The sequence below is a fragment of the Pontivivens insulae genome, from assembly GCF_900302495.1.
Taxonomy (GTDB): Bacteria; Pseudomonadota; Alphaproteobacteria; order Rhodobacterales; family Rhodobacteraceae; genus Pontivivens; species Pontivivens insulae.
Genome location: NZ_OMKW01000004.1, coordinates 39,124 through 56,768, shown reverse-complemented (window position 1 = coordinate 56,768; position 17,645 = coordinate 39,124). Strand labels below are relative to the sequence as shown.

Here is a 17,645-nt window from a genome sequence, read left to right as displayed (position 1 = left end):
TTCCTATAGTTGATTATGCCTGAGGGGTGAGCGTTGCGGAAAGGTTTTCCAGCCCCGCCTCCTGCCGTGGTCCCAGCATCCCGTCCATAAACAGGCCAAACACGCGACCAATCGGGTTCAGTCCGAATTCCGAGCGGATCGCCCAACGCACCTCCGTCCCTCCGGCAACCGGGGTCAGCGTGAAAGTTTGAACGGGCTGCCCCATCGCGCCCAGGTCGATCAGATGGACAATTTCTCGGTCCGGGGTCACGGCGGTCACGGTCTGTGTCCCAGTCCCTTCCCGTCCTTCAAAGGCAAAGCCTGACCCGACGCCGGCCTCAGGCCCAAAAGGCGTGATCTGCAATTCGGCATCGGTATCCCGATAGGGATTGAACCGCTGATATCCGGCAGAGCTCTCGATCAGATCGAATACAATGCTGGGGTCAGCGGCAACGACCGCAGTACGCTCGATGACTTGTGCACGTGGCAGGGCAAAGGGAGCCGCCGCCAAAAGCGCCACCAGCGCGGATCCGACCGTCAAAGTGGAAGCAAGGGCCATGTCTAAACCTTTCATCATGATCCGAAGGCACATCGCCTTCACATCCATGACGAACGGGACCGGCCCGGATCGACATTTCTGCAAAAATTAATTTTGCGTTAACGACAAACCCCTGAAAATGAAAGATAAAAGGTTTCGCGCGCGAAACCTGCGCCCTTCGGATTGGCAAAAATACCCATCTGATCGCGCGGTCAGAGCGCGCGTCCCGAAAGCAATCGCGGAAGGTCGCCCGTTAGCCCCGCCGCTTCCCGCATGAACCCGCGCCTGGCGCGCGGCACGGCGTTCACCGCACCAAGGCCCAGATCGCGCAGACCGCGCAAAATCGGGTTGTCATTGGAAAACAGCCGATTGATCCCGTCCGTTGCGATGGCAAGACCGGCTGTATCGAACCGGCGCCAGCGCACATATCGCTCAAGAACGCTGGCACGGGCAAAATCTTCACCCCGCCGCTTTGCATCCGTCAGCACTTCCGCAAGAGCCGCGATGTCGCGCAGGCCGAGGTTCAGGCCCTGCCCGGCGAGCGGATGAATACCATGCGCCGCGTCACCGGCCAGCACGATCCGATCTGCCGTCCAGCTGCGCGCAAGGCTCAGCCCCAGCGGATAGGTGTAGCGTTGCCCGGCAAGGCGAATATCACCCAGAAAATCACCAAAGCGCGGACGCAATGCCGCCAGATACCCAACGTCCGACATTGCCTGAACCGCGTTTGCGCGCGTCGTCTCCTCTGTCCAGACAATAGAGGAGCGATTGCCTTGCAACGGCAAGATCGCCAGTGGTCCTTCGGGGAAGAACATTTGGTGGGCAACGCCATCATGGGGTTTCTCATGTTCAATCGCACAGACAAGGCTGGTCTGGTCGTATCCCCAGGCCATACGCCCGATCCCCCCCCGCTCCGCCGTGCCGCTCGCGCGGCCATCACAGCCGACGATTAAACGGGTGCGCAGGCTCTCGCCGCTTTCAAGCGTCAGCGTCGCGCCTGTGTTGTCGACATGTTGAGCAACAACCCGCTCTGGCGCGCGCATGGTGATCTGCTCATTGGCTGCGACAGCTGCGATCAGCGCGCTGCGCAAGTGGCGATCCTCGACCAACGCGCCGAACGGTCCCTCCTCGATCTCGCGATGATCGAAATGCACATGAAGCGGGGAGCCGCCCTGCCCTGCGCGACCGTCACTCACCACGATATCAAGAATGGGCTGTGCATGATCTTCAACCGCGGACCAGATACCGAGCGCACGCAGGAGGTTCTGCGACGTCAACGCAACGGCGTAAGCGCGTCCGTCAAATGCTGGGTCCGCGCGTGTCTCGACCGGCAACGCGTCGATCAACGTCACCGAAAATCCAGCGCCTGAAAGCGCAAGGGCGAGGGCGGGGCCATTCAAACCGCCGCCGACAATGGCGATATCGCAATCATAATTCATGATTTGCATATGGGGTCGCTGAGCAGGGATTGTCCACTGGCAAGAGCCGCGCCCGATTGCCGCCGGGAGAGCACCCGGCTAGGCTCCGCTTGACCAGAGAAGGGCTTCAGATGACAGATCACCTCAATTGGACTGCCGCCGATCAGGGACGAGCCATCGCCGCAGGCACGCTTGATCCTGTTGAGATGACAGAGGCTTATCTGGACGCCATCTCAAATCATCCCGCCGGCCAGTCAATCTATGCCCGCACCACCGCTGAGCGCGCGCGCGCCGAGGCCATGGCCGCGGCGAAACGGGCGAAGGCCGGAACCCGCAAAGGGCCGCTCGACGGGGTTTCGATCTCATGGAAAGACCTGTTCGACACCGCAGGAACCGAGACCGAGGCGGGCAGTGCCCTGTTGAAGGGCCGCTTGCCTGATGCGGATGCAAAGGTCCTGGCAACGGCGGCGGCGCATGGGACAGTTTGCCTTGGCAAGACTCATATGACTGAGTTGGCTTTTGCAGGCATCGGGTACAATCCGGTGACAGCGACACCTCCGAATATTCACGACCCAGACGCCGTTCCGGGCGGATCTTCATCCGGTGCAGCGGCGTCCGTTGCCCACGGGCTGGCAGCCGTCGGGATCGGGTCTGATACGGGCGGGTCGGTCCGCGTGCCCTCGGCTTGGAACGACCTTGTTGGCCTGAAGACCACCGCAACATTGCTGCCGTTGGACGGGGTCGTGCCGCTCTGCGCGTTCTTTGATACGGTTGGCCCCCTGACCCGCTCGGTCGAGGACGCGGCGTTGATGCTGGAGGCTCTTGGCGGCCCCAAGGCCCCGGATCTGGCGGGCACCCATCCGACGCTGAACCTCGCGGTGCTGGACACGGTCGCCGTCGAAGACGCACGGGACGCACCGCGTGCAGCGTTCGAGACCGCCGTCGATGCGTTGGCCAAAGCGGGCGCGCAGATCACTCGGATCACGAGCGAGACCGTCGCGGAGGCAATGGCCAATGGCGGGCCGCTTTTCATCGCAGAGGCCTGGGCCACGCATGGAGAGCGGATCGCCGCGCATCCTGACACGATGTTTTCGGAGGTCGAGGCCCGGTTCCGCGCAGGAGAGGCAGTCGCGGCCTGGGACTACATCGGCAAGCGTAAGCGGCTTGAAGAATTGCGGGCCATCTGGCGGGAAGAGGTCTCCGCCTTTGATGCAGTCCTCATCCCGTCCGCAGCCATCACGCCGCCGAAAGTGGCCGATCTTGCCGCCGATCTCGACTTTTATCGAGCGGAGAACCTGCTGGCACTGCAAAACACGCGCATCGGCAATCTGCTGGGCCTGTCTGCGATCACCTTGCCCACTGGCACACCGTCTTGCGGGATCATGGCAATGGGTGCGGCGTTCGGTGAAGCAAAACTGCTGCGCGTTGCATCGGAAATGGAACGCATGCTGGGCGTTCGCTGACGAGCTGATCCGCTCCGGCACGGCTCAGTCGAAATGCTGTTCCATGTCCTGATGCTCCATGCCCGCCTCCATGTAGCGCTCTCCGATCTCGACAAAGCCGCGATCACGGTAGACATGCATCGGCCCGATCTGGGCGCTGAGCTTGGCATAAGTCAGGTCGGGACGCGTTCGCATCTCTTCCACCATACGATCAAAGATCAGCGTGCCGATGCCTTGTCCGCGCATTTCATCGAGCACGGACAGGCGCCCGAACTTCACTTTCGGCCCGTCCACAATCCACCGTGCCGTGCCGACAACCTTTCCGTCCTTGCGGGCAATGAAGTGGATCGCCTCATCGTCGAGCCCGTCAAAATCGAGCTCGGGATCCACGTTCTGACCAATGACGAACACCTGCCGACGCACCTCCATACAAGCGGCGATATCCTCGGGCGTGGTGGCAAATCCGATTTCGACGGTCATGGTGGCTCCTGTCAGCTTTGTTTCAAATTTGATGGAAACGGGCGTCGCTGCAAGGGCGCAAATATTTAAGATTTTTCGCGGCTTCCAAACAGGCCGCCCAGGGCACGGCTGGCAATGCCACGCACCGATGGACGGTCGAGCGCGGCAAAGGGCATGGGGCGACAGACCTCTATCGCGGCCACACCGACGCGTGCGGTGAGCGCACCGTTTACCACCCCTTCACCAAACCGGCGAGACAGCTTGGCGAGTGCACCGCCCCCTGCGACCGCCCCGATCACGTCGTCGCCGACAGCGACCGCACCGGTTGCAACCAGATGAGTGGCGACCGCCCGAAACAGTCGCCATGAGCCAAAGAAACCCGTGCGCCCATTATAGATTTCAGCAATTCGCCGGATCATGCGGATATTCGCGCTCATTGCGGTCAACACATCCATCAACGCAAGCGGGACAAGTGCGGTGACACCGGCGACGGTTCGAGCGGCGCTTCCAACCTCCTCAACCGCTTGTGCATCGAGTTGGGTCAGCCAGCCGCGTTCCGCCTCTGCCAGAACGGCGTCCGGGTCGAGCATATCGTCGATCCGACGCGCGATCCGGTCTTCCTTCGCCCGCAATTCCGCCCGGCCCGCATAGAGCTGCGCAACCCGCTTGGCGACGGCCTGCGCCTCTTGCAAGGATCCAGTGCGCGCCGCCGTAGCGGATTGGCGAAGCGTGTCGACACGCCCCAGGCGCATCAGGGCCAACCACTCCCGCAACACAAAGGCGACGATGGTCAAAACAAGGATCGCCATCAGGCCCAGCGTGATCTGTCCAAGCAGCGGATTGCGCAGGATCAGCCCCTCGACAAAGCTCCACGCACTCGTCGTGATGGCAATTCCCAAGAGCGCGACCATCGCGCTCCAGAAAAGGCGCGCAAGCCATGATCCCCGTGGCTGCTGGCGCGCGGCCAGAGCTGTGGCGCGCACCATTGCCGGTCGCGGGGCGTCGAGAATAGGCGCCGCCGTCTGCGGTGTAACGTCTGCGGCGGGCAAGTCCTGCTCCAGAATGACCGGTCCGCGGCGCTTTGGTTCCTCGCTCATCGCAACTTATCCCCGATCAAAAATTCAGCCGCCCGGTCGAGACGGATATGCGGCGGTCCCTCCCCCGCGATCCCGGTCAGGCGCGGCGGCGCAAACCGCATCACCGAATAACCGTCGTCGAGCCAGCTTTGCGCCCCGCTGGTCGCCATGCCGATGAGCGCGTTGGGATCGCGAGGCAGATCACCGGGGTGCAATGCGATGTCGCGCCCGGTGTCGAGCGCGCGACCGCGCACCATGCCAAGCTCCTGCCCGCCATGATCCACCATCTGTTCGACGGTTGCGCGCACGGCGGCCAGCGCCATCGCACCGGTCTGCGCGCCGCGAAAATCAGCGCGCCTGCGGGCATCTGCGACGAGTGCCTCCATGATCGCGGTCAGCTCTGCGTGTTGGGTGTGATGCAGGTGATCGGCCTTGGTGGCAGCAAACAGGATCCGCTCCACCCGGCGGCCCATAAAGCTCGTCAGCCAAGAATTGGGGCCGGGGCGGAAAGCCTCCAGAATATCAGCCATGGAGCCGCGCAGATCGGCAACGGCCTGCGGTCCGGCATGGATTGCGCCAAGTGCGTCGATCAGCACGATCTGACGGTCGATGCGCGCAAAATGATTGCGAAAGAAGGGTTTGACGACCAGCCGCTTATAGCTTTCAAAGCGGCGCTCGAACGCGCGCCAGAGCGAGCGTGAGCCGCCCTTGTCCGGCTTGGGCAGCGGGGCAAAGGTAAGCGCGGGGGACCCTTCCAGATCACCCGGCATTAAGAACCGCCCCGGCGCGAAGTCCGACAGGCCCGCCGCGCGCATCGCGGCCAGATAATTTGTGAAGGCGCGGGCCTGTTCGCCAGCAACGCTCTCGTCCAACTTTGCGGCGGGATCGACCTGATCGAGCCCGGCCAGCCATTGCGCGGCATGATCGCGCCGCGCCGGGGACCGTGCGGCGTTGAGGGCCTGCTCGGACCATTGGGCATAGTCGAGCGTCATCAGCGGCAGGTCGAGCAACCACTCCCCCGGATAATCGACAATATCCAGATGGACCGTGCGCAATCCCCTGAGGCCGCTCAGCAGGCCCTTTGGCTGCACGCGGATCGACAGGCGCAACGTGGAAATCGCGCGGGTGCTGTCGGGCCATGTCGGATCAGGGGCCGTCAGCTTTGCCAGATGCCCCTCGAAATCAAAGCGCGGCAGGCTGTCATCGGGTTGCGGCTGAAGATAGACTGACGCGATCCGGCCCTCGCCCACCGCGCCCATCTGCGCCATCCGCCCGCGTTCAAGCAGATTGGCGACAAGCGAGGTGATGAAGACGGTCTTGCCCGCCCGGCTCAACCCCGTCACGCCGAGGCGTACGACCGGGTCAAGCAGCATCTCCCGCGCACCGTCCTGCGCATCCTCGATCCGGCGCAGAACGCCATCTGTTATGTCGGTGATGCCCAAAGATGCCTCATATTCTAGCTGTCGCGCTCAATATGGCGGCCCGACGCCGGGATTTCGAGGGCTTGGCAAGCGCGCCGTTACACACTAGGCCCCGGATCATGCCCAGATATGCCTTTCTCATCGAATATGACGGCGCGCCTTTCTCAGGCTGGCAACGCCAGGACAAGCATCCGTCTGTCCAGGAGGCGATTGAAAAGGCGCTGGCAAAAATCATGCCGGAGAACCCTCTGATCACCGGAGCCGGGCGGACGGATGCGGGCGTGCATGCGCGCGGTCAGGTGGCACATGTGGACCTGCCGACGGCGTGGGACCCTTACCGGCTGCAACAGGCAGTGAACCATCACTTGCGCCCCAAACCCGTCTCAATCCTGCAGGCTGTGGCGGCAGAGGATGACTTTCACGCCCGATTTTCCGCGCGGTCACGGCGCTATCTCTATCGGCTTCTGTCACGCAAAGCGCCCACCGCGCTGGAATTTGGTCGTGTCTGGCAAACCCGAAACCGCTTGGACATCGAGGCCATGCGGGCCGGAGCCGCACAGTTGATCGGCAAACATGACTTCACGACATTCCGCTCGGTCAATTGTCAGGCGCAAAGTCCGGTAAAGACGCTGGACAGGCTCGACATCGAGGCGGTGGGAGAGGAAATTCACATCCATGTCGAAGCCCGTTCTTTCCTCCACAATCAGGTTCGCAGCTTTGCGGGAACTCTGGAAAAGGTTGGTTCGGGCGGCTGGCAGCCGGACGATGTTGGCGCAGCCCTGCGCGCGGCAGATCGCGCGGCCTGCGGCCCGGTCGCGCCGTCCTGCGGCCTCTACCTGATGGATGTTGGGTACCCGATCCCGCTCTTCAGCCGAGGTTGAGTGCGCGGCTTCCGTCAGGATCTGGGTATTTGAGCCAATCCGAAGGTGATTTCGGATTGGTCCCAAATACCCAATCCGTCAGTCATCTATTGCGAGACGATCCTCAACGGCGTGGCAAAATCCGTCCATCGCGGACAGTTCAGGCCAGGCACCTGGATCAGCAATGGCCTTGTCCCGGCAGAACGTGTTGCAAAATCCGATCGGCGCCCCGTTGATGAAGCCAATAGAGTCCGCACGCACCGGCTTGCCCGAAAACGGACATGTCTTGTTGATCGGGTCCACGCCTTCGATTACGCGCCCTGCAGGGGCCGTCGGCCCGGGCCACGGCATGCGGGGCAGCTCTAGATCATAGCCCGGTTGCACGTAATTCTCTGCGATGCCGCGCGCACGCCATTGGCGCAGCGGAAGATGGGAAAGCGTTGTTTTGACATATTCCGCCGCGACCGCGCCCACCGGAAGACGGTAGGTTGCAATACGGGTGGCCACCGGAGCGTAGAAGACATCTGCGATGGAATAGGCGCCGAAGAGCCACGGTCCGCCGTCCGCCATGGCGTGTGCCGTAGACCAGAGCTCTTCGATCCGGGCGACATCTTTGCGCACGGCGTCAGAGGGTTCGAACCCCTCATAGGCGTGGCGCAGGTTCATGGTGCAGTCATTGCGCAATGCCCCAAATCCGGAATGCATCTCGGCGGTCATGGCGCGCGCCAAGGCTCGCTGAGCCGGATCGCTTGGCCACATGGCCGGGTTTTCATCCGCCAGCGTCTCTGCCATGGCGAGCGTGTCCCACACCCGCACATCGCCCCGCCGCATTTGCGGAACGAGCCGACCTGCACCAAAATCCGTTTTCAGCGCTTCAAGCTCATCCGAATACATCCGACCGTGATAGACATTTACGGGTGTCTCAAACCCGGCAAACAACAGCCAGCCGCGCAGCGACCAGCTCGAATAGGTACGGTCGCCGATGAGAATGTCCCAAGTCATGATGTACTCTCCTGTCTTCGTGAAAGCATTCTGGCCGGTCTTGGCCGCATCGGTCCAATCAGCATTTGGCGTGGTACCCATCACGGCATCGGATCACGCGTTGACGCAGCTTATCGCCCATGGACCATCGAGATAGTCGAGCCGGGTGATCGAGAGGGGGTCAATCCGAAAGCTCAACGCCCGTTCCGGCGGCAATCCGGTCGCATAAGACAGGGCCGCAAGGATGCTGCCCATATGGCCAACCGCGATGACGGGACCATCGCCTGCGGCATTCACCTCATCAATCAGCGCGGTGACGCGCGCGGAGAGGTCATTCCAGCTCTCGCCACCAGGTGGGGCGATATCGCCAGGGCTTTCCCAAAAGGCGCGGGCAAGGTCTGGGTCAGGTGCAGCATCGAAGGCCAACCCCTCCCATTCCCCATAACTGATCTCACGCAGGCGGGGATCGAAATGCGGGTTCAAATTCAGCGCTGCGGCAGTCTGACGCGCCCGGGTCAGATCGGAGCAAAGATGCAAAGCGTTTTGGGGTAAAACTGGAAACAATCTGTTTACGCTTTTCGCGTTAGAAAAATCCGCATCAATGTCGAGCTGGCCAACCATGCGCCGCTCATGGGTCGGAGCATGTCGGATAAACCACCAATTTCTCACAAAAATTTCTCCGGCAAGGTGCCTTTCAACACGAGGGGAAGGCCCGCGGCGACGAACACGGCAAGGTCCGCCTGCGCTGCAATTTGCTGGTTCAGGCGGCCTTGGGCGTCACGAAAGCGTCTTCCCAGTTTATTATCGGGAACCAATCCCATGCCTACTTCGTTGGACACACAGACCACCGGACACGTCGCGCCCGCGAGATATCTCAACAGCGCGCTCGTGTTCTCTTCGAGATCCTGCTCGGCCAACAGAAGGTTGGAGAGCCACAAGGTGAGGCAGTCAATGAGGATAATCCCATTGAACCCGCGCTGTTCCAATCCTTGCATCGCGCCGACCAGCGCGAGCGGTTCCTCAATGGTTTCCCAATCCTGTCCCCGATCAGCACGGTGGTCTGCGATCCGCAATTTCATCTCTGCATCGAAAGCCTGCGCTGTGGCGACATATGCCCGCGCGCGACCGTCCGCGACGATCAGCCGTTCAGCAAAGCCTGACTTCCCTGACCGCGCGCCGCCCAGGATGATGCTTAGATTTTTTAACATTTCTTACCAACAGACGCTCAGAAAAATCGCAGCCTAAAGTGAACCGAATGGTCCGCAGCTGCATAAACAAGATAAGCGGGAAGACACCGCGATCACAACGGATGGAGGCTCAAAATGGCTTTGGATGATTCAGGACACCGTTCCATCACCCGTCAAGCAATGGGTGCCGAAATGCTGGACGCGGAAACGGAGCTGATGCTCGCCCGTGCCTGGCGAGACGAGGGGTGCGAGCGGTCGCTGCACCGGCTCGTGAACGCTTACATGCGGCTTGCCGTATCGATGGCGTCGAAATATCGCCGCTATGGCGCCTCTATGCCCGATCTCATCCAGGAAGCTGGTGTGGGCCTCATGAAGGCTGCGGAGAAGTTCGACCCGGATCGCGGTGTGCGTTTCTCGACCTATGCCGTGTGGTGGATCAAGGCATCGATCCAGGATTATGTGATGCGCAACTGGTCGATGGTGCGGACCGGCTCGACCTCCAGCCAAAAGGCGTTGTTCTTCAACCTGCGGCGCGTGAAGGCCAAGCTTGAGCGTGAGACGGCGATGGATGACACCGTGTCCGGTCACGAAATGCGCGAAATGATCGCGACCGAGGTTGGTGTTCCCCTGCGGGATGTGGAGATGATGGAGGCACGGCTCAACGGCTCTGACTTCTCGCTCAACGCTCAACAGGCCGGCGACGAAGGTCGCGAATGGGTCGAGGCGCTGGAAGATGAAAGCCCGCAGGCCGAAGAAACCGTCAGCGACGATGTCGATCTGATCCGCGTGCGCGGCTGGATTGCAGACGCGATGACGGCCCTAACGGACCGCGAGAAGATGATCGTGATCGAGCGCAAGATGCGTGACGATCCGCGCACGCTTGAAAGCCTCGGGAACGAGCTGGGGCTCAGCAAGGAGCGTATTCGTCAGCTTGAAGCGCAGGCCTTGCGCAAGCTGCGCAAGCGTCTCGAAGCCGAAAACGGTGCGTCTGCCGAGTTGCTGGAGCTGGGGTAAGCACGCGAAACTGCTTGCGCACCCGTGCCAGACTGCCTGATATGAAGCCCCCGGCGCGTTGTCGCTTCGGGGGCTTTGTCTATTTGCGGAGGGATGGCATGCGCCTGCCTTTGATCCTGACCCTGATCGCTTTTGCGCTGGCCGCCTGTGCCGAGCGGGAGCCGGAACCTGATCCCGTTCAAACCGCCGATGTCGTGATAATCGGTGAGGTGCATGGCGTGGCGGACCATCACGCCTATCAGGCCGCGCTGGTTGCTTCGCTTCAGCCCGCCGCCATCGTGTTCGAACAGGTGGATGGTGCCGACACCGCCCGCCTGAACGGTCTCTTACAGGCTGGCGCCTCGGATCGGGATATCGCGCAACGCCTTGGATGGGCGCAAAGCGGGTGGCCAGATTTCGGGCTTTATGCACAGATCATGCGGGCCGCACCCTCGGCACTTATACTCGGGGCGGCTGCGCCGGACGCGGATGTCCGTCAGGCACGGTTGCAGGGGGCTGCAAGTGCATTTGGCGCAGAGGCCGCGCGATACGGACTGACAGTACCGCTCGCCCCGGCGGAGCGTGCGACGCGTGAACAAGCCCAGTTCGATGCCCATTGCGGGGCGGTACCGCTGCGCGCCATGAGCGGATTTGTAGAGGCGCAGCGCTATCGCGATGCGGTTCTGGCGCAGACCGTTCTTCTGGCGCGGGAGCGGACCCGCGGCGGCACGGTGGTGCTGATCACCGGAAACGGCCATGCGCGCATCGACTGGGGGGCTCCGCGTGGTCTTTTGACAGCAAACCCTGATCTGGCCGTCTGGTCGATTGGGCAGGTTGGCCCCGACAGCACCGAGCCATTCAACGAGGTGCGCGTTCAGCCACTTCCGGCGGGCGAAGACCCCTGTGCTGCCTTCGGGATCACACGATGAGCCGTATCCTGCTGATCATCGGTGGCGGCATCGCAGCCTATAAGTCACTGGACCTGATCCGGGAACTTGGCCGGCGCGGGCACACCGTAACGCCTGTCCTGACGCGGGCTGCTGAGGAGTTTGTCACGCCGCTCAGCGCCAGTGCCCTGTCTGGACAAAAGGTCTACCGCGATCTGTTCGATCTGACCGATGAGGCAGAGATGGGTCATATCCAGTTGTCGCGCTCCGCCGATCTTATCGTCGTCGCACCAGCAACAGCAGACCTTATGGCAAAGATGGCCCATGGGCTCTGCAATGATTTGGCCAGCACCTTGCTTCTGGCCACGGATACTCCCGTGATGATCGCACCCGCGATGAATGTTCGCATGTGGACCCACGCGGCCACGCAACGCAATCTCGCCACCCTGCGTGAGGATGGCATTGCGGTGGTAGGGCCGGATGAGGGGGATATGGCGTGCGGTGAATATGGACCGGGTCGCATGGCGGAACCTGCAGCCATCGCAGAGGCCGTAAATGGCGCACTGCGCAACGGTCCACTGGCCGGGAAGCACGTATTGATCACGTCCGGCCCAACGCACGAGCCGATCGATCCTGTGCGCTATATCGCCAACCGCTCTTCCGGTGCACAGGGCACAGCATTGGCCGAGGCCGTGCTCGCGCTGGGGGGAAATGTCACCTTCGTGACCGGTCCGGCCGCCGCCGCGCGCCCAAGCGGGGCGCGGGTGGTCGAAGTGGAGACTGCGCGGCAGATGGCCGATGCGGTTCAGGCCGCTTTGCCTGCGGACGCCGCGATTTTCTGCGCCGCCGTTGCCGATTGGCGGGTGGAAAATGCATCTGACCTCAAGATGAAGAAAGACGGCTCCGGCACGCTTCCAGCGCTGCAGTTCGCGGAGAATCCCGACATCCTCGCCACGGTCTCGCAAGGCGACAATCGCCCTGGAATCGTGATCGGCTTTGCCGCTGAAACCCATGATGTGATCGCCAATGCGCAAGCTAAGCGCGCGCGCAAAGGATGCGATTGGATCGTCGCGAATGATGTGCGGCCAGAGACCGGGATCATGGGCGGGGATGAGAATGCCGCCATCCTAGTCACGGCAGATGATGTCGAGGAATGGCCCCGGTTGAGCAAAGATCAGACCGCGCGGCGCATTGCGGCCCGTCTGGCAGAGGAGTTGTCATGAATACCGGCCTGAAACTTGCCGTCCGCGATGTGACCGTGCGGGTGCGCCGCTGGCAAGGTGCGGATTTGGAACTGCCCTTGCCCAGCTATGCGTCTGGTGGTGCGGCCGGCATGGATCTGCTGGCCAATTTCGGGGACGACAAGCGCCAGCGGGGCATTTCGCTGATGCCGGGCGGCCGGGCATTGATCCCGACCGGCCTCGCGGTTGAGATACCACGCGGCTATGAAATTCAGGTTCGACCCCGCTCTGGCCTGGCGTTGCGCCACGGGGTCACTGTCGCCAACGCGCCCGGCACCATCGACAGCGACTATCGCGGCCAGATTGGTGTTATTCTGATCAATCAGGGACATGAGCTGTTCGATATCGGTCACGGCGATCGCATCGCGCAGATGGTGCTGGCCCCGGTCACGCAAATCGTCTGGGACGAAGTAGACAGCCTTGGCGAAACGGCACGTGGTGAAGGGGGCTTCGGCTCTACCGGCCGCTCAACTCCGCGCATCTGATGAGCGTCCTGAGCGTCTTCGCAAGCGGTGGATTGCTCAGCCTGCTGGTCTTCGCCGCATTGGGGGCTGGGGCAGGCGCCCTGATCCTTGGCGGTCGGCGCGGTGCGCTGATCGGCGCGGTGCTGGGCGCCATCGTGATCACGGTTGCACTGCTGCCGTCGGAAGTGTTCCGCGCACAGATGGGTGAAAGCGTCGTCGCGGTGTTTTGGCTCTCAATCTTCCTCTTTCCCATCGTGCTCTATGCGCTGGTGCTGCGCGAAGCGCGTAAGAAAGCGCGCGGAAAAGAGGCTGAGACCGCCCTGCCCGAGCCGGGCCTGCGGCTGATTGAACAGGACGACGCTTTATTTGCCGAACAGCTTGGCAAGCTTCTGGCGCTCAACGACAAGGCACCGCATTTCAGCCGCGAGACCTTCTCGCTGGCATGGCGGGATGAACGGGGTGAGGTCGTAGGCGCTTTGCGTGTGGGCATCACCATGGGTCTTGCCGAAATCCGGGTGCTGCATGTTGATGAGGCGATGCGCGGCCACGGGATTGGTGCAGCCCTGCTGACCGGAGCAGAGGAAGAGGCACGCCGTCGCGGTTGTCATATTGCAAGCCTCTACACGTTCAGTTGGCAGGTTCCCGAGTTCTATCTTCGTCAGGGCTGGACAGAGGTCCACCGTACCGACCTTGGCCATGGTGCAACCCGTCTGACATTCGAGAAAGCGCTGTGAGCTTCTCCCCCGAAGAACTGGAGCGGTATGCTCGCCATATCGTCTTGCGCGAGGTGGGCGGCCCGGGACAGGCACAGCTGAAGGCCGCGCGGGTGCTGATCGTGGGCGTCGGCGGGCTGGGCGCACCAGCGGCGATGTACCTCGCCGCTGCGGGCATCGGAACGCTTGGCCTGATCGACGATGATCACGTGAGCCTGTCAAATCTGCAGCGCCAGATCATCCATGACACACAAGCCGTGGGAACCCCGAAGGTGGAAAGCGCGGCGCGGCATATCGCGCGGCTCAACCCCCATGTAGCGGTCGAGGGGCACGACGTCCAGCTAGATGGGACCAGTGCGGGCGAGATCATCGACGGCTATGACCTCGTACTGGATGGCACGGATAATTTTGCGACACGCTATCTTGTGAACCGCACCTGTGTGGCCGCCGGGCGACCGTTGATCTCTGCCGCGATGACGCAATGGGAGGGACAACTCAGCCTCTATGACCCTGCCCGCGGCGGTCCCTGCTATGAGTGCGTCTTTCCTGAGGCTCCAGAGGCGGGGCTCGCCCCCAGCTGCGCAGAAGCTGGCGTGATCGGGGCGCTCGGCGGCGTCATGGGATCCATGATGGCGATGGAGGCAGTCAAACACCTGACCGGCGCCGGCGCGCCGCTGCGGGGGCGGCTGCTGCTGCATGATGCCCTCTATGCCGAGCATCGCACGATCACGATCGAACGACGCACGGATTGTCCGGCGTGCCATGGGGCGCTGCCCCTCTGACCCCATTCGGGGTCATTCACCCCGAGGTATTGTCAGAGCAAAGTGCAGCACATTCGGCCCGGACTCTCAGATTTAACGCCGGATATAACGCGCTTCGTCCCCAACTTTGCTCTTACAAATACCTCCGCCCGGCAGGGCGGAAGCGTGTTTTCAGGTGGCATCCTCAGCCATTTGCACGAATGGTCTCGTTCTTTGGATCATAGGGGCTGTCTTCGACGATCTCTGCGTCATAGAGCTCCCGGAACATGCGCACTTTCAGTTTCTTACCGACCTCGGCGAGGTCCGGTTTCACGTAGCCGATGCCGATGGATTTGCCGAAAGCGACCGAGTAGCCGCCGGAGGTGAGGCGTCCAATCATTTGGTCACCGTCCAGCAGGGCCTCGCGCCCCCAGGGATCGGCGTCCGCGGGGCCGTCGATCAACAGCGTGACGCATTTCGCGCGGATCCCAGTATCGAGCATCGCCTGTTTGCCGCGATAGTCTTTGTCCATATCGACGAAGCGGTCGAGCCCCGCTTCCAGCGGTGTCGCATCGCGGCCAAGGTCTGAGCCGAAGGCGCGGTAGCTCTTTTCCTGCCGCAGCCAGTTCTGCGCGCGCGCGCCGCACAATTTGAGGCCGTGTTTCTCACCTGCTTTCATCAGAAGATCGAACAGATGGTTCTGCATCTCGATCGGGTGGTGCAGTTCCCAGCCAAGCTCGCCGGTATAGGCCACGCGGATCGCCTTCACGGGGACCATGCCAAGGTCAATGCGCTTCGCACTTAGCCACGGAAACGCCTTGTTGGTCAGGGCCGTGTCAGGGTCGGCGGCGGAGATGATCTCTTTCAGGATATCGCGCGACTTTGGCCCGGCGATGGCAAAGACGCCCCATTGGGTTGTCACGTCCTGCACCTCAATCCAGCCGAAGTCCTCACGCTTTTTGGCCGCTTCTTTGACCATGTAGTCGTGATCATAGGCCGTCGCAGCACCCGCGGTCACGACGTAATACTCGTCCTCCGCCTCGCGCACGATGGTGAATTCGGTGCGGATCGTGCCTGCGTCGGTCAGGCCATAGGTCAGGTTGATGCGCCCGATTTTGGGCAGCTTGTTGCAGGTCAGCCAGTCGAGGAAGGCGGTCGCACCCGGCCCAGCGACGCGATGCTTGGTGAAGGCGGTCGCATCGAAGAGGCCCGCGCCCTCGCGCACGGCCTTTGCCTCTGCCTCGGCATATTGCCACCAGCCGCCCCGGCGGAAGGACCGGCTTGCGTGATCGTCGAAGCCCTGTGGCGCGAAATAGTTGGGCCGCTCCCAACCGTTCACTTGCCCGAACTGTGCGCCTGCCGCCTTCATACGATCATAGCTGGGCGCTGTGCGCAGGGGGCGCGCACGTTCCCGCTCCTCATCGGGGTGGTGCAGGATGTAGACGTGTTCGTAGGCTTCCTCGTTCTTCTCGGCTGCATATTCGCGGTTCATCCAGGCGCCGAAACGGCGCGGATCGAGCGACCACATGTCGATCTCCGCCTCGCCCTCGGTGATGAGTTGGGCGAGGTAATGCCCCGCACCGCCTGCCGCAGTGATCCCGAAGGAAAATCCTTCGGCGAACCAGAAATTCTCCACACCCGGCGCGGGACCAATCAGCGGATTGCCGTCCGGCGTGTAGCAGATCGGGCCGTTGAAATCGTCTTTGAGACCGCAATTCTCCGAGGACGGGATGCGGTGAATCATCGACATATATTCTTCTTCGATCCGCTCCAGATCCAAGGGGAACAGATCAGCCCGGAAGCTGTCGGGCACGCCATGTTTGAAGCAGGCAGGCGCGTTGCGCTCGTAAGGGCCAAGAATCCAGCCGCCGCGTTCTTCACGCACATACCATTTCGCATCCGCATCCCGCAAAACCGGGTGTTCCGCATTCTGCTTGCGGTATTCCTGTAGCATCGGATCTTCTTCGGTCACGATGAACTGATGCTCGACCGGCATCGCGGGGATGTAGCAGTTCACCATCGCTGCCGTGCGCTGCGCATGGTTGCCGGTGGCGGTGATGACGTGCTCGCACGTGATGTCGAAATACTCTTCCCCGCCGATCAGGTTGCCGCCTTTTTCGACCATGCGGCGGCAGTGGACGACCCACTCATCCCCGCGTCGGGTGAACCCATCGACCTGCACTTTGCGGATGATTTCCACCCCGCGCTGGCGCGCACCCTTGGCCATGGCTTGCGTCACGTCCGCCGGATTGATGTAGCCATCGGTGGGGTGATAGATCGCGCCCTCCAGGTCTTCGGTGCGCACCAACGGCCAGCGCTCCTTGATCTGGTCGGGGGTCATCCATTCAAAGGGCACGCCCACACTCTCTGCCGTGGAGGCATAGAGCATGTATTCATCCATGCGCGCCTTGGATTGCGCCATGCGCAGGTTGCCAACGACCGAGAAGCCCGCGTTTAGCCCCGTCTCCTCCTCAAGGGTCTTGTAGAACTTGATGGAGTAGTCGTGGATCCACGTTGTCGCGTAGCTCATGTTGAAATAGGGCAGCAGGCCCGCCGCATGCCATGTTGAGCCCGAGGTCAGCTCATCGCGCTCCAGCAACAGCGTGTCGGTCCAGCCCGCTTTGGCCATGTGATAGGCGATGGAGGCGCCAACCGCGCCCCCGCCAACGACGACTGCTCTTGCATGGGTTCTCATCACGCGCACTCCCGCATCTGGTGTTGGCTCTTTTGTAGCCAACGCCACGCGCGCAGGGCGAGGGGCTGGCGACCGTTAACGCGCGAATTGCGACTTGCGGTTTCGGGCACGGAACGCAAATCAGTGCGCGTCGATCACGTCATCCAATAGGGCCAGGGACGCACAGCCCTCCGGGCACAGCGTTGCGAGCCGCGCCCTATAGCGCCGCGCCAGCGCACGATTGCCAGATGTCCATTCGAGGATGCCTGCATAGGAGAGCGCCGCGCGATGGTCTGGATCAGCTTCCAATGCACGATTGTAGTATCGCCGTGACGGCGCGATCTCTCCCAGCAGCCGATGCGCATAGCCCAGCACTGACAGGACGTCCGCATCATCGGGCCGCAAAAGAACGAGGCGTTCCAGCGTCTCTATCGCGCCAGCAACATCACCGCTGTTTATCTGACCGCGTGCCGCGATCAGCATCGAGTCCTGTTCATCCGTATCCGGATAGTCGGCCATGGCCGGTGAGACGAGGAGAGCAACCAGGAGGATCAGAAGATAACCGCGCACGA

General features: G+C 62.1%; 17 protein-coding genes and 1 pseudogene. 8 read left to right on the top strand and 10 right to left on the bottom strand.

Features of this window, described 5'->3' with window-relative positions:
• Positions 1–13: 13 nt before the first annotated feature.
• Together POI8812_RS14335 and POI8812_RS14330 are read right to left on the bottom strand one after the other, a co-directional pair.
• Complete coding sequence (locus tag POI8812_RS14335; RefSeq protein ID WP_162844971.1) at positions 14–538, bottom strand: SRPBCC family protein; 525 nt, start codon at positions 536–538, stop codon at positions 14–16.
• A 191-nt stretch (positions 539–729) separates the two neighbouring features.
• On the bottom strand, positions 730–1,956 hold the full coding sequence (locus POI8812_RS14330) for an FAD-dependent monooxygenase (protein ID WP_108783762.1): 1,227 nt from the start codon (positions 1,954–1,956) through the stop codon (positions 730–732).
• 110 nt (positions 1,957–2,066) lie between these two features.
• Between POI8812_RS14330 and POI8812_RS14325 the strand changes: the two genes are divergently transcribed.
• Positions 2,067–3,398: an amidase gene (locus POI8812_RS14325; protein WP_108783301.1), complete on the top strand. Its 1,332-nt coding sequence runs from the start codon at positions 2,067–2,069 to the stop codon at positions 3,396–3,398.
• 24 nt (positions 3,399–3,422) lie between these two features.
• On the opposite strand, the gene POI8812_RS14320 is transcribed toward POI8812_RS14325, so the two are convergent.
• From POI8812_RS14320 to POI8812_RS14310, 3 genes are all read right to left on the bottom strand, one after another.
• A complete protein-coding gene (locus POI8812_RS14320) occupies positions 3,423–3,857 on the bottom strand; it encodes a GNAT family N-acetyltransferase (RefSeq protein WP_108783300.1) in 435 nt (144 codons plus the stop codon).
• 65 nt (positions 3,858–3,922) lie between these two features.
• Positions 3,923–4,933: a YcjF family protein gene (locus POI8812_RS14315; RefSeq protein ID WP_108783299.1), complete on the bottom strand. Its 1,011-nt coding sequence runs from the start codon at positions 4,931–4,933 to the stop codon at positions 3,923–3,925.
• Positions 4,930–6,354, bottom strand: a complete 1,425-nt coding sequence (locus tag POI8812_RS14310) for a YcjX family GTP-binding protein (RefSeq protein ID WP_245895434.1) — start codon at positions 6,352–6,354, stop codon at positions 4,930–4,932. The genes POI8812_RS14315 and POI8812_RS14310 overlap by 4 nt, the downstream gene beginning before the upstream one ends.
• Positions 6,355–6,452: 98 nt before the next feature.
• Between POI8812_RS14310 and truA the strand changes: the two genes are divergently transcribed.
• A complete protein-coding gene (truA, locus tag POI8812_RS14305; RefSeq protein ID WP_108783298.1) occupies positions 6,453–7,214 on the top strand; it encodes a tRNA pseudouridine(38-40) synthase TruA in 762 nt (253 codons plus the stop codon).
• A 78-nt stretch (positions 7,215–7,292) separates the two neighbouring features.
• On the opposite strand, the gene POI8812_RS14300 is transcribed toward truA, so the two are convergent.
• The 3 genes from POI8812_RS14300 to cobU are packed head-to-tail and all read right to left on the bottom strand — an operon-like array spanning position 7,293 to position 9,382.
• The gene (locus POI8812_RS14300; protein WP_245895433.1) at positions 7,293–8,276 is read right to left on the bottom strand and encodes a glutathione S-transferase; all 984 of its coding nucleotides are present in this window, start codon (positions 8,274–8,276) and stop codon (positions 7,293–7,295) included.
• Between the two features lie 12 nt (positions 8,277–8,288).
• On the bottom strand, positions 8,289–8,843 hold the full coding sequence (locus tag POI8812_RS14295; RefSeq protein ID WP_245895432.1) for a histidine phosphatase family protein: 555 nt from the start codon (positions 8,841–8,843) through the stop codon (positions 8,289–8,291).
• The gene (gene cobU, locus POI8812_RS14290) at positions 8,840–9,382 is read right to left on the bottom strand and encodes a bifunctional adenosylcobinamide kinase/adenosylcobinamide-phosphate guanylyltransferase (protein WP_108783296.1); all 543 of its coding nucleotides are present in this window, start codon (positions 9,380–9,382) and stop codon (positions 8,840–8,842) included. Before cobU ends, POI8812_RS14295 begins: the two co-directional genes overlap by 4 nt.
• Before the next feature lie 114 nt (positions 9,383–9,496).
• On the opposite strand from cobU, the gene POI8812_RS14285 reads away from it, so the two are divergent.
• The 6 genes and pseudogenes from POI8812_RS14285 to POI8812_RS14260 form a co-directional block, all read left to right on the top strand.
• Positions 9,497–10,375 (top strand): RNA polymerase factor sigma-32, encoded by an 879-nt coding sequence (locus POI8812_RS14285; RefSeq protein ID WP_108783295.1) that lies wholly within the window; start codon positions 9,497–9,499, stop codon positions 10,373–10,375.
• Between the two features lie 98 nt (positions 10,376–10,473).
• Positions 10,474–11,283, top strand: coding sequence for a ChaN family lipoprotein (locus tag POI8812_RS14280; protein WP_162844970.1), 810 nt, complete (start codon positions 10,474–10,476; stop codon positions 11,281–11,283).
• On the top strand, positions 11,280–12,464 hold the full coding sequence (coaBC, locus tag POI8812_RS14275; protein ID WP_108783293.1) for a bifunctional phosphopantothenoylcysteine decarboxylase/phosphopantothenate--cysteine ligase CoaBC: 1,185 nt from the start codon (positions 11,280–11,282) through the stop codon (positions 12,462–12,464). Before POI8812_RS14280 ends, coaBC begins: the two co-directional genes overlap by 4 nt.
• Positions 12,461–12,967, top strand: coding sequence for a dUTP diphosphatase (dut, locus tag POI8812_RS14270; protein ID WP_108783292.1), 507 nt, complete (start codon positions 12,461–12,463; stop codon positions 12,965–12,967). Before coaBC ends, dut begins: the two co-directional genes overlap by 4 nt.
• Positions 12,967–13,680, top strand: a complete 714-nt coding sequence (locus POI8812_RS14265) for a GNAT family N-acetyltransferase (protein WP_108783291.1) — start codon at positions 12,967–12,969, stop codon at positions 13,678–13,680. Before dut ends, POI8812_RS14265 begins: the two co-directional genes overlap by 1 nt.
• A 2-nt stretch (positions 13,681–13,682) precedes the next feature.
• Positions 13,683–14,441 (top strand): annotated as a pseudogene (locus POI8812_RS14260) (HesA/MoeB/ThiF family protein); the annotation flags it as partial.
• 163 nt (positions 14,442–14,604) lie between these two features.
• Here the strand turns inward: POI8812_RS14260 and POI8812_RS14255 are convergent.
• Positions 14,605–17,094: a GcvT family protein gene (locus POI8812_RS14255; protein WP_108783289.1), complete on the bottom strand. Its 2,490-nt coding sequence runs from the start codon at positions 17,092–17,094 to the stop codon at positions 14,605–14,607.
• Positions 17,095–17,214: 120 nt separating this feature from the next.
• Positions 17,215–17,643 (bottom strand): tetratricopeptide repeat protein, encoded by a 429-nt coding sequence (locus POI8812_RS14250; protein ID WP_146186178.1) that lies wholly within the window; start codon positions 17,641–17,643, stop codon positions 17,215–17,217.
• Positions 17,644–17,645 lie beyond the last annotated feature (2 nt).

Bases quoted from the DNA above. Each gene is read 5' to 3' on its own strand.
- POI8812_RS14335 (WP_162844971.1), bottom strand. From the start codon at position 538: ATGGCCCTTGCTTCCACTTTGACGGTCGGATCCGCGCTGGTGGCGCTT.
- POI8812_RS14330 (WP_108783762.1), bottom strand. From the start codon at position 1,956: ATGAATTATGATTGCGATATCGCCATTGTCGGCGGCGGTTTGAATGGC.
- POI8812_RS14325 (WP_108783301.1), top strand. From the start codon at position 2,067: ATGACAGATCACCTCAATTGGACTGCCGCCGATCAGGGACGAGCCATC.
- POI8812_RS14320 (WP_108783300.1), bottom strand. From the start codon at position 3,857: ATGACCGTCGAAATCGGATTTGCCACCACGCCCGAGGATATCGCCGCT.
- POI8812_RS14315 (WP_108783299.1), bottom strand. From the start codon at position 4,933: ATGAGCGAGGAACCAAAGCGCCGCGGACCGGTCATTCTGGAGCAGGAC.
- truA (WP_108783298.1), top strand. From the start codon at position 6,453: ATGCCCAGATATGCCTTTCTCATCGAATATGACGGCGCGCCTTTCTCA.
- POI8812_RS14300 (WP_245895433.1), bottom strand. From the start codon at position 8,276: ATGGGTACCACGCCAAATGCTGATTGGACCGATGCGGCCAAGACCGGC.
- cobU (WP_108783296.1), bottom strand. From the start codon at position 9,382: ATGTTAAAAAATCTAAGCATCATCCTGGGCGGCGCGCGGTCAGGGAAG.
- POI8812_RS14285 (WP_108783295.1), top strand. From the start codon at position 9,497: ATGGCTTTGGATGATTCAGGACACCGTTCCATCACCCGTCAAGCAATG.
- POI8812_RS14280 (WP_162844970.1), top strand. From the start codon at position 10,474: ATGCGCCTGCCTTTGATCCTGACCCTGATCGCTTTTGCGCTGGCCGCC.
- coaBC (WP_108783293.1), top strand. From the start codon at position 11,280: ATGAGCCGTATCCTGCTGATCATCGGTGGCGGCATCGCAGCCTATAAG.
- dut (WP_108783292.1), top strand. From the start codon at position 12,461: ATGAATACCGGCCTGAAACTTGCCGTCCGCGATGTGACCGTGCGGGTG.
- POI8812_RS14265 (WP_108783291.1), top strand. From the start codon at position 12,967: ATGAGCGTCCTGAGCGTCTTCGCAAGCGGTGGATTGCTCAGCCTGCTG.
- POI8812_RS14255 (WP_108783289.1), bottom strand. From the start codon at position 17,094: ATGAGAACCCATGCAAGAGCAGTCGTCGTTGGCGGGGGCGCGGTTGGC.